Source organism: Marinobacter sp. G5_S1_61_S3 (genome assembly GCF_054968585.1).
This window is the reverse complement of the sequence record NZ_JBQKUK010000018.1, coordinates 92,491-105,904: the sequence shown is the minus strand read 5'-3', so window position 1 is coordinate 105,904 and position 13,414 is coordinate 92,491. Positions and strand designations below refer to the sequence as shown.

Genomic DNA, 13,414 nt, shown 5'->3' with positions numbered 1-13,414 from the left:
CCAAAAACCCCCGCGGCTTCGCCGACGGGGGTTTTTTATTGCCTGTAAAAAAGTACCTTCAGCGTCGACTCATTTTTCAAATCTATGACCTTGCTCACAGTGACAAACTGTAAACGAGGTTAAGATCTGTACAAGAACTGGCCAAAATAAAAATTGCCAGCGAAAGCAGCATTAGTGTTCAGAGACACTCATCGAAAATAACAATAAACCGCTTTTCAGAATGCGGTTAATGGTGAGATCTGTCTATGAATCGTGTCGTTTGGCATTTGTTAGCGGTGCTGTCAGTGACCCCTCCTGCGTTTGCGGACCTGCAGCCAATCTCCGATAGCGATATGTCGGAAGTAACTGGTCAAGCATTCATTTCGGTTGATCGCCAATATCACCCCGACGAGACCGACAATACCTCTTATACACGCGTTAACCTGGGAATGGACATTGATATCCAGACCAATGTTGACGTACTCGAGTTGGGGCGCTACGAGCGGGATGGTGAAAAAGCCGGAACGTCCGATGTCTATATAGAGGACTTTGCGCTCGGATATATCAATAACCAAGCGTACTTCGAGCGCAACTCCAAGGCGCCCCGCCAGCTCAAGCCGGATGGCTCGGCCTATGGAGAAGGCGAAATCGTCCCGTTTAACATCGAGAACCCCTATCTGGAATTTGCGTTCGACGAGGACGCTCAGGAGATCGTTGGTTTTCGGCTGGGCTTCGGAGAGTCCATGGGCATCCTCTCTGGCAAGATTGAAACTCTCACCGGCAACGTCAATGTAGACATCATTGATCGCGGTGAAGGTTTGAGTCAGGCCAGTTCCAGCGGCAACTTCTTCGATCAGGTCATCGTTCTGCTTACCCCGTTGCTTGAAGGTGGTAGTCCGCTCCAGACCAAGGCGCAACTGGTGTACGGCGAAGAAGGGCATCCTGATATCGGTGAGCTTGATCCCATTCGGGCGGAACATATTGGCATCCCCAATGGAGAACGCTTTGTGCTCGAGGATGCGGGCGGGTTCACTCGCTGGTCAGTAAAGAACCTTATTGGTTGGGGCTCCAGTTCCCGTATTGATGTGCCTGATTGCTCTTTCTTCAGTTGTGGCAGCGGAGATATTTATGTCTACGCCCAGGACTGCCTGGTCCTGGGTATCGATTCCTGCTTTGATCTTGATATTTACAACAGCTTTCCAATCGGCACGGTGGAAGAAGTTGGTAATCAGCGGAGGATTACAGGACCGGCCGACGGAGCGTTTATTTCATTCCAGACCAAAGACCTTGACTGGCTGGAAGACGTCAAGAACACCAACCCGACGCCGGAGGATTTCATTCGGGCGACTTCCGGGGCCTTCTTCAATATTCCGAACGGTGCAACCGAGGTCAATCTTAACGAGGCCCTTTACGGCACCGACCGTTACCGAACGGAATACATCGATCGGGGCAGGGGGTTGTTTTGATCCTATCCAGAAGGCGCCTTCTAACCCCCAATGTCTGGTCGTTCTGCCCCCCGCGAGCTTGCGCTGTCCTGGGACTGTTACTCGGAACGTGCACAGCAAACGCGGAACTTCAGGGCCTGTCAGAGCGGGAACTGTCGGAGATCGATGGCGCCGGCATTGGAGTCGTGTTGGAAGACTTCACGTTTTCCCATGGCACGGACACGCCCGATGCCAATGGTAACCAGGCCCGGATTTTCAAAATTGGCGGCCTTAAGAGCACGGACGGCCGCGATGTCGAAATCGTGGTGAATCACTTGTACATCTCAGGAACCGGCAGCAACTACGGGCAGAACCTAAGCCCGGTAAATATTGGTCGGCTGGTGAACCCCTATCGGATTGACGTGGTCGACGGCAATAATATCGGCATCCGGGACAAGGCCGTTCTCGAGTTCGCGGCGCCAGCTTTGGTGGACGCTGCCCAAGGGTACGACTGTATGAGCTCGGGTGCTATTGCGGGTAGTGGCGTTTGCTCCAGTCGGCCGGCGACGGCGGATTTTGTAGGTGAGCGCCCTGATATCGGGCTGCAGATGAATGTGGCTGTGGGAGAAGACCGTTCGGCCAATATCAACATTCATGCGAAAAGCGCAGTTATTGATGGTAGCTATCTTCGCCTTTGGGGCGATGACGATCGTCGACAGATGGTGGGGCAGTTCAAGCTCAATTTCCAAACACCGGAATTGTCGATCAATGCCTGTTCTCAGGATGGCCAATCCTGCGGTTCAAGAATCACCATGACCAACTTTGCGCTGGAGCTGGCGATTGGCAACCAGTTGCAGCCGGTATTTTTCGACGTTGATGGCACTGGCAATTTTGTGGTGGAAGTCGCGGCCATCGAGCCGCCAGCTCCGGGATCGATTGGCGCTGATGGGCTGCGAGGTAGCAGTGACGCGCAAACCTGGGATTTCTATGAGGACTATTACACCAATCCCGATTATCGCAGTAACCTGCACATCGGAAATTTTTCCGTGGGTGACCGGGATTTCGGGTCGGCACGGGTCGAGGGCATGCTGATTCAGCACCTTGATATCCGAACCAAGGATCTGGCGCCATGAATAGACGGTACGCGCATGCCCTGTTATTGGCCCTCGCATTGTCCAGCTCAAAACATGCGGTGGGTGAACTCGATCGTCTGAACGATGAGGCACTCTCTGATGTATCCGGTCAGGGCGGCATATATCTATCAGGGGATATCAGCATTAATGAAATGGGCGGGCCTATTGAGAACGGCTATTTCGGCCGTTGTGATGATGCCGGTAAGAAGTGCGGTGCCAGGCTGGCCTACCGATTGAAAGAGGATGGCGGCTGGATGGTGCTGGATGAGATCAGGGGGAACTTTGCCTTCGAAGGACTGACCCTCCGTGTTCGTTCGATTGATTCCGGATTTGCCGGTGACGGCGAGGCGTTCAACGGTGACGTTGTAGAGATTGGTCTGCCGGATACCGTTCGCTACAACGATGTGCGGTTCAAAATCGCCGGGAGCAACACACCCAGACCAACAGACCCGGGATTCCAGCAAACAGACATCTTTGCGGTGGAAATGCAGGGTGACGTCATCATGGAGGGAAACCTATTGGTTTTCCCTACGGGAAATCCATAGGGAGTGGGTATGGCCGGGATCAGAAAGCACATCGTGGTCACGCAGTCTGTGAGGGGGGTAGTGTTGGCGTTGTCGGCACCCGCGATGGCGGATATGCAGCTCCTGGACGACGAAGATATGGCGGATATCAGTGGCCAAAGCGGTATTACCCTGGAAATGGAGCTGGGTATGACCGCGGACCGTTTAACGTATTTCGATGGTGATCGCGGTATCTACCTTGAGGATTTCCGGGTTGGTTCAGCAAGCCAGCCAGGTAAGTCGGCTGCTCATGTCATAAGGGTCGATATCACCGATGAGGCGTCGTTGAATCTGGACTACCTGGTTGAGGATCGGCGGATTGAGTTCGGCGATATACGGTTGGCTGGCGCCCCGGGGATTGGCATGGGTGGCATTTTCTTTGATCACAGCCTGCAGGGAAACCTGCGCATCAGCCCGGGAGGTGCGTTTGGCTCATCGGGTTACACATTCGACACCGCCTACACCATGACCGGCGGCCGCCTGGGCTATCGAACCAACGGTAATGAAGTCTTCCTGGATGATATCACCCTCAGTGTAGAGGCCCTGGGTGTCACCCTGGATGTAGTTGGCAGTACTCTGGAGCTGAACGCCCCCCGCGTATCCGGTTCCTACGATGTGGGGGCAATCCGATACAGTAATAACCCTGCCAATCATGGCAACACCTACGACGTCGCAACTGGCCAGGCCCTGCCCAGTTACGGCGGGCTCAGCGGTTCCTTCGACCTCTCGTCGAAAACCGGCATTACAGCCGGTGGGCGCGAAGGGGAGGGTTTTCGGTTGGATAACGAAACCACGATTAACAGTGCATCCTTTATCTATCATGACGACGACCACGCGCTTGCGTTCCGCGAGATTACAGGCCAATACCGGCTGAATGATCTCCGGGTGGACGTGACAGCGGACCGATACGGACGCGACGCCCTGGGGTTCACGCTGGGGTCGCTGAACGGGGAATTTAACATTGGCCGCATTGAAATGGGCGCCAGCGGGCAAAGTATTGGCGAAGTGAATGTCAGCTTCATGCTGCAGGACCACGTCTACAACGGGCGCAGCTACACCAACGCGGTTTACCTGCAAGGTGGGGGACACCCAGATGCCGGCTCTCAAGGGCTCAGGTTGTCCACTGAGTGGAGTTTGCAGTTGGCCGACCTGAGTTATACCGAGGATGGCAACCGCGTTATCTTCAGCGGACTGCAGTCCTGGGGGCAGGGGGATGTCACAGTTAACGTTACGCGGGATGGTGAGCTTAATGGAACGCGTTTTTATGACGGGCTCCGGATTGGCTTTGAGGATGTGTCGGCCGGCTACAGGATTAATGGCTTACGAGTAGGCAGCGAGGATGCCCCGCTTCAGGGTGGTACGGAGCTGCTTCTGGCGCTTGGCTTCTACCCGGCTTACGAATTCGATATGGATGGCCAGGTGACGCTTGGAGCGGGCGGTGCCAGTGGTGAGGGCCTAACCATCGACTCGGATATCCGTATACGGAATGGCCGGGCTGCTATCATCGCTGCGCCTTACGATGAAGGTTCGGGGGAGATTTCTCAAAAGGGTTTGTGGATCAGCGATCTCAGCTACGATGCCCATGTTCGGGATATGACCCTGGATGTGACCGAAGACGGGCTGGCCCTCATCAAGGGGGAGGCCTGGAGCCTTATGGATGTTGGCAACCTGCGGGTTGGCGATAAGGCGGCGGGATCAAGCTTTGGCCGATTTGTGGTTCAGAAATACGAAACCGGAAGTAGCATGACCATTGTCCCGGGTGGGGCTGGCAATGTCTGCGCCGGCGGTTCGGGGGACTCTGAGTCGGCCTGTGCTGCATCGGGCGGAATCTGGGAGGCTCGTGGTGAAGAAGGAATCACGATCCAGCTCAAACAGATACTCGCAAGGGAAGTCAGTGAGGCGCGCAAGAATGCATTTACCTGGGAAACCAATCGTCAGGTGGATTCCAGTGGCAAGCCGATCAACAACACAGGCTCCAGGCTCGTACTTGACGATATTCATACCAGCGATGGCGGTGACTTCGACGGTGACGGTGTAGACGATAATACCTTCGGAATACGCACGGACCTTTCTGTCGATGTCTACCAGACCAAGGTGGTCAAGAAGACAGATGGCGCAGATGCTTTGGGAGTGGTCGGCGCAAGGGGCGACGAAAAAATAATGGACCCGGCCGCAGGGGCGGGGTACCGCTATGTCTCATCGCCCACTGCGGCTGACCTGGATAATCGCCCGCTGGGGTTCGCCGTTCGGGCGAGGAGCCAGTTCAAGGAACTCTCCATCAACAACATTGATCTGGTCCATCCCACCGGTGGTCCACAAACAGCAGTCTATGGCGTGAAAATGCAGAACTTCAATATTGAGGCCAATCTGACTGCAACGCCCATACCCTGAGGTCTCAGGCGGAAAATTTTGGACGTGCCGCGGCGTCGTCCTTTGTCTTTTGGTTCGACGTGTTGTTTAATCCCGCCCTGATCCCATTCAAATACGCGGGCGTTCCTTGATGAAATCCAAAGCACTTCTTGGCCTCCTGGCAGACGGCCAGTTTCATTCCGGTGAGTCCCTTGCCAGCAGTCTTGGCATCAGTCGCACGGCAATTTGGAAGCAGGTTCGTCGTGCAGCGGAGGAGGGTGTCCGCATAGAAACCATTCGTGGCAAGGGCTATCGTCTGTTGAGCGACATGGACTTGCTTGATGCGGAACGGATAACGCAGAGTCTGGCGCCGGATTGTCGCACCAGGGTCGAACTGATCGTAATGGATGAGGTAGATTCGACCAATGCTGAAATTGTACGACGCCGTGCGGGATCCGATTCCGGTCGCATTCCCGTGTGCATCTCTGACTGTCAGACCGCTGGCCGTGGCAGGCGCGGCCGGCCCTGGCAAAGCCCGCGGGGACAGAACCTGTACCTGAGCCTGGGGCTGACGTTTCGAGGCAGCTTCGCCATGCTGGATGGTTTAAGCCTGGTTCTGGGTGTGGCGGTCGCCGAAGCCCTGGAGCAGCATGGTGTTGCAGATGTGGGGCTGAAGTGGCCCAACGATATTTTTCTCGGCGGTAGCAAGCTGGCTGGTATTCTGGTTGAGCTTCAGGGCGAACTTGAAGAGGGGGTGGTTCAGGTTGTTGCAGGTATTGGTCTGAACGTGCATATGAAAGAGTCTGCGGAGGTGGATCAATCCTGGAGCAGTCTTGACATAGCCGTGCCTGAACGTCGCTGGAATCGTAGCGAGCTTGCTGCGTCACTCGTTAATTCCGTCCTTGACTCCGTGGACGAGTTCGCCAGTCAGGGGTTTACCGGGTTCCGTTCACGTTGGCAGGGTCGAGATATATTTTCCGGTAAGTCCCTGGTTGCCAGCCAGGGTGGACTCGCCGGGAACGGGCGTGGAATCGATGATACCGGTAATTACCTGATCGACGACGGCAAAGAGTTGGTCAGGGTTCGTGCCGGCGAGATAAGCCTGCGGGTCCGCCCATGAAGCTATTGGTGGATGCCGGGAATACCCGGCTGAAGTGGCTGCTGGTCGGCGATGGTCATTTGGTTGGCACCGGTTCCGCCATTCTGGACGCCGACGACCCATTCTGCGACATCCGTTGTCAGTCCGCCCATATCAGGCGAGTTGCAGTATCCACTGTGATCTCGGAAGAAAGGCGCCAACATTTGCAGGTGCAGTTGGAAGCGTTCTGTCGTGCTCCGATTGTGTTTCATTGGGCTGAGCCCCGTCGAGGTGGTTTGGTGAATGCCTACACCGAAACCGACAGGATGGGGGCCGATCGCTGGCACGCCATGTACGCTGCATGGCAGGCCGATGAGGGTGGTTTTGCCGTTGTTGATGCCGGCAGTGCTATTACGATTGATTATGTTGCCGATACGGGGGCGCACCTGGGCGGCTATATTCTCCCGGGTAAGCAGATGATGCTCAGGTCCTTGAGACAGGACGCTGCGAGAATTGGTTTTGATGCCAGTGATGTGCAGGCTGCGGAGCCTGGGGCGTCGACAACCGAATGCGTCCAGCATGGACTGGTCTGGCTCTGGGCATCAATGGCTGCACGGATTGAGGCGGATTGCCGTCGTCTTGGTCTTGGTCGCGTCCTGGTGACGGGAGGCGACGCCGAAGGCCTGCTTGATGCCGGGCTTTCGGCCCACCACGAGCCTTCATTGGTGCTCAAGGGGCTTGCGGCTGTTGATGGGGAGAGTGAACGCGAATGAGGTGGTTTGCTGTTGCCCTGATTCTGATCAATGGGGCGCTTTGGTTATACGGGGACAAGCTCGGACCAAAGCCCGTTGCCGTTGTAACTGAACGCCAGGCATTGCCGCGGGTGGCTGATCTGAAACCGCTGTCGCCAGAGGTTGAACCCGAAGCCGCCAGGGATGATGTAACGCTGGCCGAGGGCGAAGCCACTCAGCCAGCCGTTGATGTTGAGGCTCCGCCAGAGAGGGAAGCGGTTCCCCTGAGTTTCTGCGTTCGGTTGGGGTGGTTCGACTCGGAGCAGAGTGCGCGGCAGGCTTATCGTTCCCTGGGGCGGCCTGGAACCGACTATGACGTTGCTGAGGAAGAGCGGGAACTGGCGCCACTGCATTGGGTGATCATACCTCCTCAACCGGAAGATCGGGCACTGGATCTGTTTCGCGATCTCCAGCAGAGGGGGATCGACTCCTACCTGGTAACCCGGGGCGAGAATAAAAATGCCATTTCTCTTGGGCTGTTCGAGTCCCGACAGGCCGCCGAAAATGTCCTGGCTGAAAAAAAACGCCAGAATCTCAATGCAATACTGGCCAACTTCCCCCGAAATCAGCTAAGCTACGCGCTCGTTTTTGAAGACCAACTGGTACCGGATTCCGGTGCGGTTGGGGCGGCGGAAACGGATTACAGTGAGAATTTCGACATGGTCGAAATCAGGCGTTGTGAAGGTGTTGCAACGCGTTCTGAAAATCCGTAGTATACCGCCCTCGCTGAAGAGGCGAATGTGAGCTGGCGTAGCTCAGTTGGTAGAGCAGCTGACTTGTAATCAGCAGGTCGGGGGTTCGATTCCGTCCGCCAGCTCCACTTTAAGTTTAGGCAGGTTTGCCGTTGGCATGCCTGACTCGGAGGGGTTCCCGAGTGGCCAAAGGGATCAGACTGTAAATCTGACGCGAAAGCTTCGCAGGTTCGAATCCTGCCCCCTCCACCACTTATTGCTCGCGGGCATCGTATAGTGGCTATTACCTCAGCCTTCCAAGCTGATGACGCGGGTTCGATTCCCGCTGCCCGCTCCAATTTGTAGTGTTGAAAGCGCTCATGTAGCTCAGTCGGTAGAGCACATCCTTGGTAAGGATGAGGTCACCGGTTCAATTCCGGTCATGAGCTCCATTATTTGTCCGGTCAACGTTACGGTCCAGTTGATTAGGGAGATAGGTCGAATGTCTAAAGCAAAATTTGAGCGTAATAAGCCGCACGTAAACGTGGGCACCATTGGTCACGTAGACCATGGCAAGACCACGCTGACAGCCGCGCTGACTCGTGTGTGTCACGAAGTGTGGGGTACTGGTAGTGCAAGCGCATTCGACCAGATCGATAACGCACCGGAAGAGAAGGCGCGTGGTATCACCATCGCGACCTCTCACGTTGAGTACGATTCGCCGGCGCGTCACTATGCGCACGTTGACTGCCCGGGCCACGCTGACTACGTGAAGAACATGATCACGGGTGCGGCGCAGATGGACGGCGCGATCCTGGTTTGTTCCGCAGCTGACGGCCCCATGCCGCAGACTCGCGAGCACATCCTGCTGTCCCGCCAGGTTGGCGTTCCTTTCATCGTTGTGTTCCTGAACAAGGCGGACATGGTTGATGACGAGGAGCTGCTGGAGCTGGTCGAGATGGAAGTTCGCGAACTGCTGAGCCAGTACGACTTTCCGGGCGACGACACGCCGATCGTTACCGGTTCCGCGCTGATGGCGCTGGAAGGTAAGGATGATAACGAAATGGGTACTACCGCTGTTAAGAAGCTGGTAGAAGCCCTGGACGAGTACATCCCGGATCCGGAGCGTGCGATTGATCAGCCGTTCCTGATGCCGATTGAAGACGTGTTCTCCATCTCTGGTCGCGGTACGGTTGTAACCGGTCGTGTTGAGCGCGGCATCATCAAGGTTGGTGACGAAGTGGAAATTGTCGGTATCAAAGATACCGTGAAGACCGTTTGTACCGGTGTTGAGATGTTCCGCAAGCTGCTGGACGAAGGTCGTGCTGGTGAGAACGTTGGTGTTCTGCTGCGTGGTACCAAGCGTGACGACGTTGAGCGTGGTCAGGTACTGGCGGTTCCGGGCTCGATCACTCCGCACACCAAGTTCGAGTGCGAAGTGTACGTGCTGAGCAAAGAAGAAGGTGGTCGTCATACCCCGTTCTTTAAGGGTTACCGTCCGCAGTTTTACTTCCGTACCACCGACGTCACAGGTTCCTGTGAGCTGCCGGAAGGTGTGGAAATGGTTATGCCGGGTGACAACGTGAAGATGAGTGTTACCCTGATTGCTCCGATCGCCATGGAAGATGGTCTGCGCTTCGCGATTCGTGAAGGTGGCCGTACCGTTGGTGCCGGCGTAGTCTCAAAGATCATCGAGTAATTGCTCTTTTTGAGTAAGAACTTGAAGTAAGTGCGCTGAGTTGTTTCGGTGCAGGCCAGTAGCTCAATTGGCAGAGCAGCGGTCTCCAAAACCGCAGGTTGGGGGTTCGATTCCCTCCTGGCCTGCCATTTTTTAACATCCGGATACATAAGCTGATTCCTATGGAGTCAAAAGCCGATCGTTCGACCAGTAGCTTCGATGCAGTAAAGTGGCTGGTCGTATTTGTTCTGATTGCAGCGGGCGTCGTTGGCAATCAGTATTTTAATGCCGAGTCACTGCTGTATCGGGTGCTGGCTCTCGTAGCTCTTGCTCTGGTCGCTGCTTTTGTGGCGCTCCAAACCGAGCGTGGTCGGCGTTTTGCGACTCTGCTCAAGGAAGCCAGGGTTGAAATCCGGAAGGTCGTATGGCCCACCAGGCCGGAGCTGATCCAGACCACAGCCATCGTCGTTGTGTTTGTATTGGTTGTGGCGTTGATGCTGTGGGGTATGGATTCGTTGATCAGTTGGCTGGTCTCCGGAGTTATCGGGTAACAGGAGTGGGCAATGGCTAAGCGCTGGTACGTCGTTCATGCGTATTCTGGCTTTGAAAAGCACGTAATGCGCACTCTCAGGGAGCGTGTTGCTCTCAATGACTTGGAAGAGAAGTTCGGCGAAATCCTTGTGCCGACTGAAGAAGTCGTTGAGATGCGTGACGGGAAGAAGCGCAAGAGTGAGCGCAAGTTCTATCCCGGCTACGTTCTGGTGCAGATGGAAATGGATGACGGCACCTGGCATCTGGTCAAGAATACGCCCAGGGTTCTTGGTTTCATTGGTGGTACCAAGGATAAGCCGGCCCCAATTACAGAGCGTGAGGCAGAGGCCATTCTTCGCCGTGTTGAGAGCGGTGCTGACAAGCCCAAGCCGAAGACTCTGTTCGAGCCAGGCGAAATTGTTCGCGTCACTGAAGGGCCGTTTGCGGACTTCAATGGCGTGGTTGAAGAAGTTGACTACGACAAGAGTCGGGTCAAGGTTGCTGTGTTGATTTTCGGTCGTTCAACTCCAGTAGAGCTGGAGTTTGGGCAAGTCGAAAAAGACTGAGCGGCAGCCTTACATGCTGAGAGCTCGCGCGCTATGGCGACGCGGGCTTTTTGTGTCTGCTACTGGCAGTTGTAAATACAGGGGAGCCGAGAGGCGTTCGAACCCACAGGAGAAATATCATGGCTAAGAAGATTGAAGCGTACATCAAGCTTCAGGTTGCTGCCGGCAAGGCCAACCCGAGTCCTCCCGTTGGTCCCGCGCTGGGTCAGCGTGGCGTAAATATCATGGAGTTCTGTAAGGCGTTCAACGCACAGACCCAGGATATGGAACCGGGCCTGCCGATTCCTACTGTTATCACCGTTTACAGTGATCGCAGCTTTACCTTTATCACCAAGACTCCGCCCGCACCGGTGCTGCTGAAGAAGGCAGCCGGCATCAAGAGCGGCTCTGGTCGTCCCAATACCGACAAAGTTGGCACGGTAACTCGTGCCCAGTTGGAAGAAATTGCCAAGACCAAAGAGCCGGACCTGACTGCAGCCGACATGGATGCTGCGGTTCGTACCATTGCCGGAACTGCCCGTAGCATGGGCCTGAACGTGGAGGGCCTGTAACATGGCAAAGCTTAGCAAGCGTCAGAAGCTGATTCGTGAAAAAGTCGATTCCACCCGCGCATATTCCGTTGACGAAGCGGTAGCGTTGCTGGTTGAGCTGGGCGGTAACGTCAAGTTCAAGGAGTCCGTGGACGTTGCCGTCAATTTGGGCGTCGATGCGCGTAAATCAGACCAGGTTGTGCGCAGCAGCACTGTTCTGCCTCACGGTACTGGCAAGACCGTTCGTGTGGCGGTATTCACCCAGGGCGCCAACGCCGAGAAAGCCACCGCTGCCGGTGCTGATATTGTTGGTATGGATGACCTGGCGGAAGAAGTCAAAAAAGGCAACATGGATTTCGATGTGGTTATCGCCACTCCGGACGCCATGCGTGTTGTTGGTCAGCTGGGCCAGATCCTTGGTCCCCGCGGCCTGATGCCGAACCCGAAAGTCGGCACTGTTACCCCGGATGTTGAGACTGCTGTAAAGAACGCCAAGGCAGGTCAGGTGCGTTACCGTACTGATAAGAACGGTATCATCCATGCGCCGATGGGTAATGTGGAATTCTCTGCGCAGAACATCAAGGAAAACCTTGAAGCTCTGATCGCGGACCTGAAAAAGGCCAAGCCGTCTTCTTCGAAAGGTGTTTACCTCAAGAAGGTAACCCTGTCGTCGACGATGGGTCCTGGTCTGACTATCGATCAGAGCGCTCTGAGCATCTGAGGCTTTGTTCGGTAGTTACTTTGTAGTCTGGGCGGAAGCCAAGGCTGTCAAAGACCGCAGGCCCCTGAGGCACTCTTTTTTATAGAAGAGATGCTGGAAGGGTTAAAGCAACGCCTGCGCAGACGGTGTGAAGACGTTCTCTCTGAACCCAAACACCGTTGGGAGCCCCGCGAGGGGTATATGTGGGTTTGCCGGGAATATGCCCGGCGAAATCGAGGAGAAATCCAGTGGCAATTAGACTCGAAGACAAGAAAGCGATCGTCGCTGAAGTCAACGAGACTGCCGGTGGTGCTCTGTCTGTTGTTCTGGCTGACTACCGTGGTATCACCTCAGGTGATATGACGGCGCTGCGAGCGAAGGCCCGCGCTGAAAGCGTTCATCTAAAGGTTGTTCGTAACAACCTGGCGAAGATCGCAATCCGCGGTACTGAGTTCGAGTGTATTGATGCGGCGCTGGTCGGCCCGACAATTCTGGCGTTCTCTATGGAAGATCCGGGTGCGGCTGCGCGCCTGCTGAAGGATTTTGCCAAAGAGAAAGAGGCATTCGAGATCAAGGGCCTGGCTGTCGGCGGTGAGCTGATGGGCGCAGACCAGATTGATCGCCTTGCCAAGCTACCGACACGCCACGAGGCGTTGACGATGCTGGCCGCTGTAACACAGGCACCGATCACCAAGCTTGCGCGGACACTGAACGAAGTTCCAACGAAAGTGACCCGTGCTGTTGCGGCAGTTCGAGACCAGAAGCAAGAAGCTGCTTGATTCTGTTGAACACCATTTTTATATTTTTGGGAGAAAGTCATGGCTCTGTCTAACGAAGACATTTTGAACGCAATTGCCGAAATGAGCGTAATGGACGTTGTTGCGCTGGTTGAAGCAATGGAAGAAAAATTCGGCGTATCCGCCGCTGCTGCTGTAGCTGCTGCTCCGGCTGCCGCCGGTGGCGAAGCCGCTGCTGCTGAAGAGCAGACTGAATTTGACGTTGTTCTTACCGGTCCTGGTGAGAAGAAAGTTAACGTCATCAAGGCCGTTCGTGAACTGACTGGCCTGGGTCTGAAAGAAGCGAAAGAAATGGTCGACAGCGCTCCTTCCGTTATCAAGGAAGCAGCGAGCAAAGACGACGCTGAAGAAGCCAAGAAGAAGCTTGAGGAAGCAGGCGCTTCTGTTGAGCTCAAGTAAGAGTTGGCTTTTGATCGAAACCGTGCGTTAAGCATGGACAGGCTGGTGGCCATGTGCCACCGGCCTTTTTCTGTTGTATATGCTATAGACTCTGAACGCCGATTCAGTGGTGCTGTCAGAATCTATAACCTACAGCGAGAGTCTTGTTCAAGACGGCGCAGTAAGCCGAGCAATTCGGCCCCGAAGCATGAAAATGGTTGCTTCTTGATACCAGGTATCAGGTCT

General features: G+C 55.2%; 14 protein-coding genes and 5 tRNA genes. All 19 read left to right on the top strand.

What is annotated here, in order from left to right; genetic code table 11:
- Positions 1–245: 245 nt before the first annotated feature.
- The 19 genes from ACTRWH_RS17430 (at position 246) to rplL (ending at position 13,189) form a co-directional block, all read left to right on the top strand.
- The gene (locus ACTRWH_RS17430) at positions 246–1,445 is read left to right on the top strand and encodes a hypothetical protein (RefSeq protein WP_007154036.1); all 1,200 of its coding nucleotides are present in this window, start codon (positions 246–248) and stop codon (positions 1,443–1,445) included.
- 164 nt (positions 1,446–1,609) lie between these two features.
- Complete coding sequence (locus ACTRWH_RS17425; RefSeq protein WP_462826683.1) at positions 1,610–2,536, top strand: hypothetical protein; 927 nt, start codon at positions 1,610–1,612, stop codon at positions 2,534–2,536.
- Positions 2,533–3,081, top strand: a complete 549-nt coding sequence (locus ACTRWH_RS17420; RefSeq protein WP_462826682.1) for a hypothetical protein — start codon at positions 2,533–2,535, stop codon at positions 3,079–3,081. The genes ACTRWH_RS17425 and ACTRWH_RS17420 overlap by 4 nt, the downstream gene beginning before the upstream one ends.
- A 9-nt stretch (positions 3,082–3,090) precedes the next feature.
- Positions 3,091–5,490 (top strand): DUF6160 family protein, encoded by a 2,400-nt coding sequence (locus ACTRWH_RS17415; RefSeq protein ID WP_462826681.1) that lies wholly within the window; start codon positions 3,091–3,093, stop codon positions 5,488–5,490.
- A 109-nt stretch (positions 5,491–5,599) separates the two neighbouring features.
- On the top strand, positions 5,600–6,568 hold the full coding sequence (locus ACTRWH_RS17410; RefSeq protein WP_036203322.1) for a biotin--[acetyl-CoA-carboxylase] ligase: 969 nt from the start codon (positions 5,600–5,602) through the stop codon (positions 6,566–6,568).
- On the top strand, positions 6,565–7,299 hold the full coding sequence (locus tag ACTRWH_RS17405) for a type III pantothenate kinase (protein WP_041336247.1): 735 nt from the start codon (positions 6,565–6,567) through the stop codon (positions 7,297–7,299). The genes ACTRWH_RS17410 and ACTRWH_RS17405 overlap by 4 nt, the downstream gene beginning before the upstream one ends.
- Entirely contained in the window at positions 7,296–8,030 is a 735-nt protein-coding gene (locus ACTRWH_RS17400; protein WP_227517803.1) for a hypothetical protein, read from the top strand. Before ACTRWH_RS17405 ends, ACTRWH_RS17400 begins: the two co-directional genes overlap by 4 nt.
- A gap of 31 nt (positions 8,031–8,061) precedes the next feature.
- Positions 8,062–8,137, top strand: a tRNA-Thr gene (locus ACTRWH_RS17395).
- 40 nt (positions 8,138–8,177) lie between these two features.
- Positions 8,178–8,261: transfer RNA gene (locus tag ACTRWH_RS17390), tRNA-Tyr, on the top strand.
- Between the two features lie 10 nt (positions 8,262–8,271).
- Positions 8,272–8,346, top strand: a tRNA-Gly gene (locus ACTRWH_RS17385).
- 18 nt (positions 8,347–8,364) lie between these two features.
- A tRNA-Thr gene (locus ACTRWH_RS17380) sits at positions 8,365–8,440 on the top strand.
- Positions 8,441–8,490: 50 nt separating this feature from the next.
- Entirely contained in the window at positions 8,491–9,687 is a 1,197-nt protein-coding gene (gene tuf, locus ACTRWH_RS17375) for an elongation factor Tu (protein WP_462826680.1), read from the top strand.
- A 52-nt stretch (positions 9,688–9,739) separates the two neighbouring features.
- Positions 9,740–9,815, top strand: a tRNA-Trp gene (locus tag ACTRWH_RS17370).
- A 33-nt stretch (positions 9,816–9,848) separates the two neighbouring features.
- Positions 9,849–10,217 carry a preprotein translocase subunit SecE gene (secE, locus tag ACTRWH_RS17365; RefSeq protein WP_007154029.1) on the top strand — a complete coding sequence of 123 codons (369 nt, stop codon included), beginning with the start codon at positions 9,849–9,851 and terminating at the stop codon, positions 10,215–10,217.
- A gap of 12 nt (positions 10,218–10,229) precedes the next feature.
- Entirely contained in the window at positions 10,230–10,763 is a 534-nt protein-coding gene (gene nusG, locus ACTRWH_RS17360; protein WP_036203331.1) for a transcription termination/antitermination protein NusG, read from the top strand.
- Positions 10,764–10,882: 119 nt separating this feature from the next.
- Complete coding sequence (rplK, locus tag ACTRWH_RS17355) at positions 10,883–11,314, top strand: 50S ribosomal protein L11 (RefSeq protein WP_136633898.1); 432 nt, start codon at positions 10,883–10,885, stop codon at positions 11,312–11,314.
- A 1-nt stretch (position 11,315) separates the two neighbouring features.
- Entirely contained in the window at positions 11,316–12,014 is a 699-nt protein-coding gene (gene rplA / locus ACTRWH_RS17350) for a 50S ribosomal protein L1 (RefSeq protein ID WP_036203334.1), read from the top strand.
- 227 nt (positions 12,015–12,241) lie between these two features.
- Positions 12,242–12,772 carry a 50S ribosomal protein L10 gene (rplJ, locus tag ACTRWH_RS17345; RefSeq protein WP_007154025.1) on the top strand — a complete coding sequence of 177 codons (531 nt, stop codon included), beginning with the start codon at positions 12,242–12,244 and terminating at the stop codon, positions 12,770–12,772.
- Between the two features lie 39 nt (positions 12,773–12,811).
- A complete protein-coding gene (gene rplL, locus ACTRWH_RS17340; RefSeq protein ID WP_007154024.1) occupies positions 12,812–13,189 on the top strand; it encodes a 50S ribosomal protein L7/L12 in 378 nt (125 codons plus the stop codon).
- The last annotated feature ends 225 nt before the right edge of the window (positions 13,190–13,414 follow it).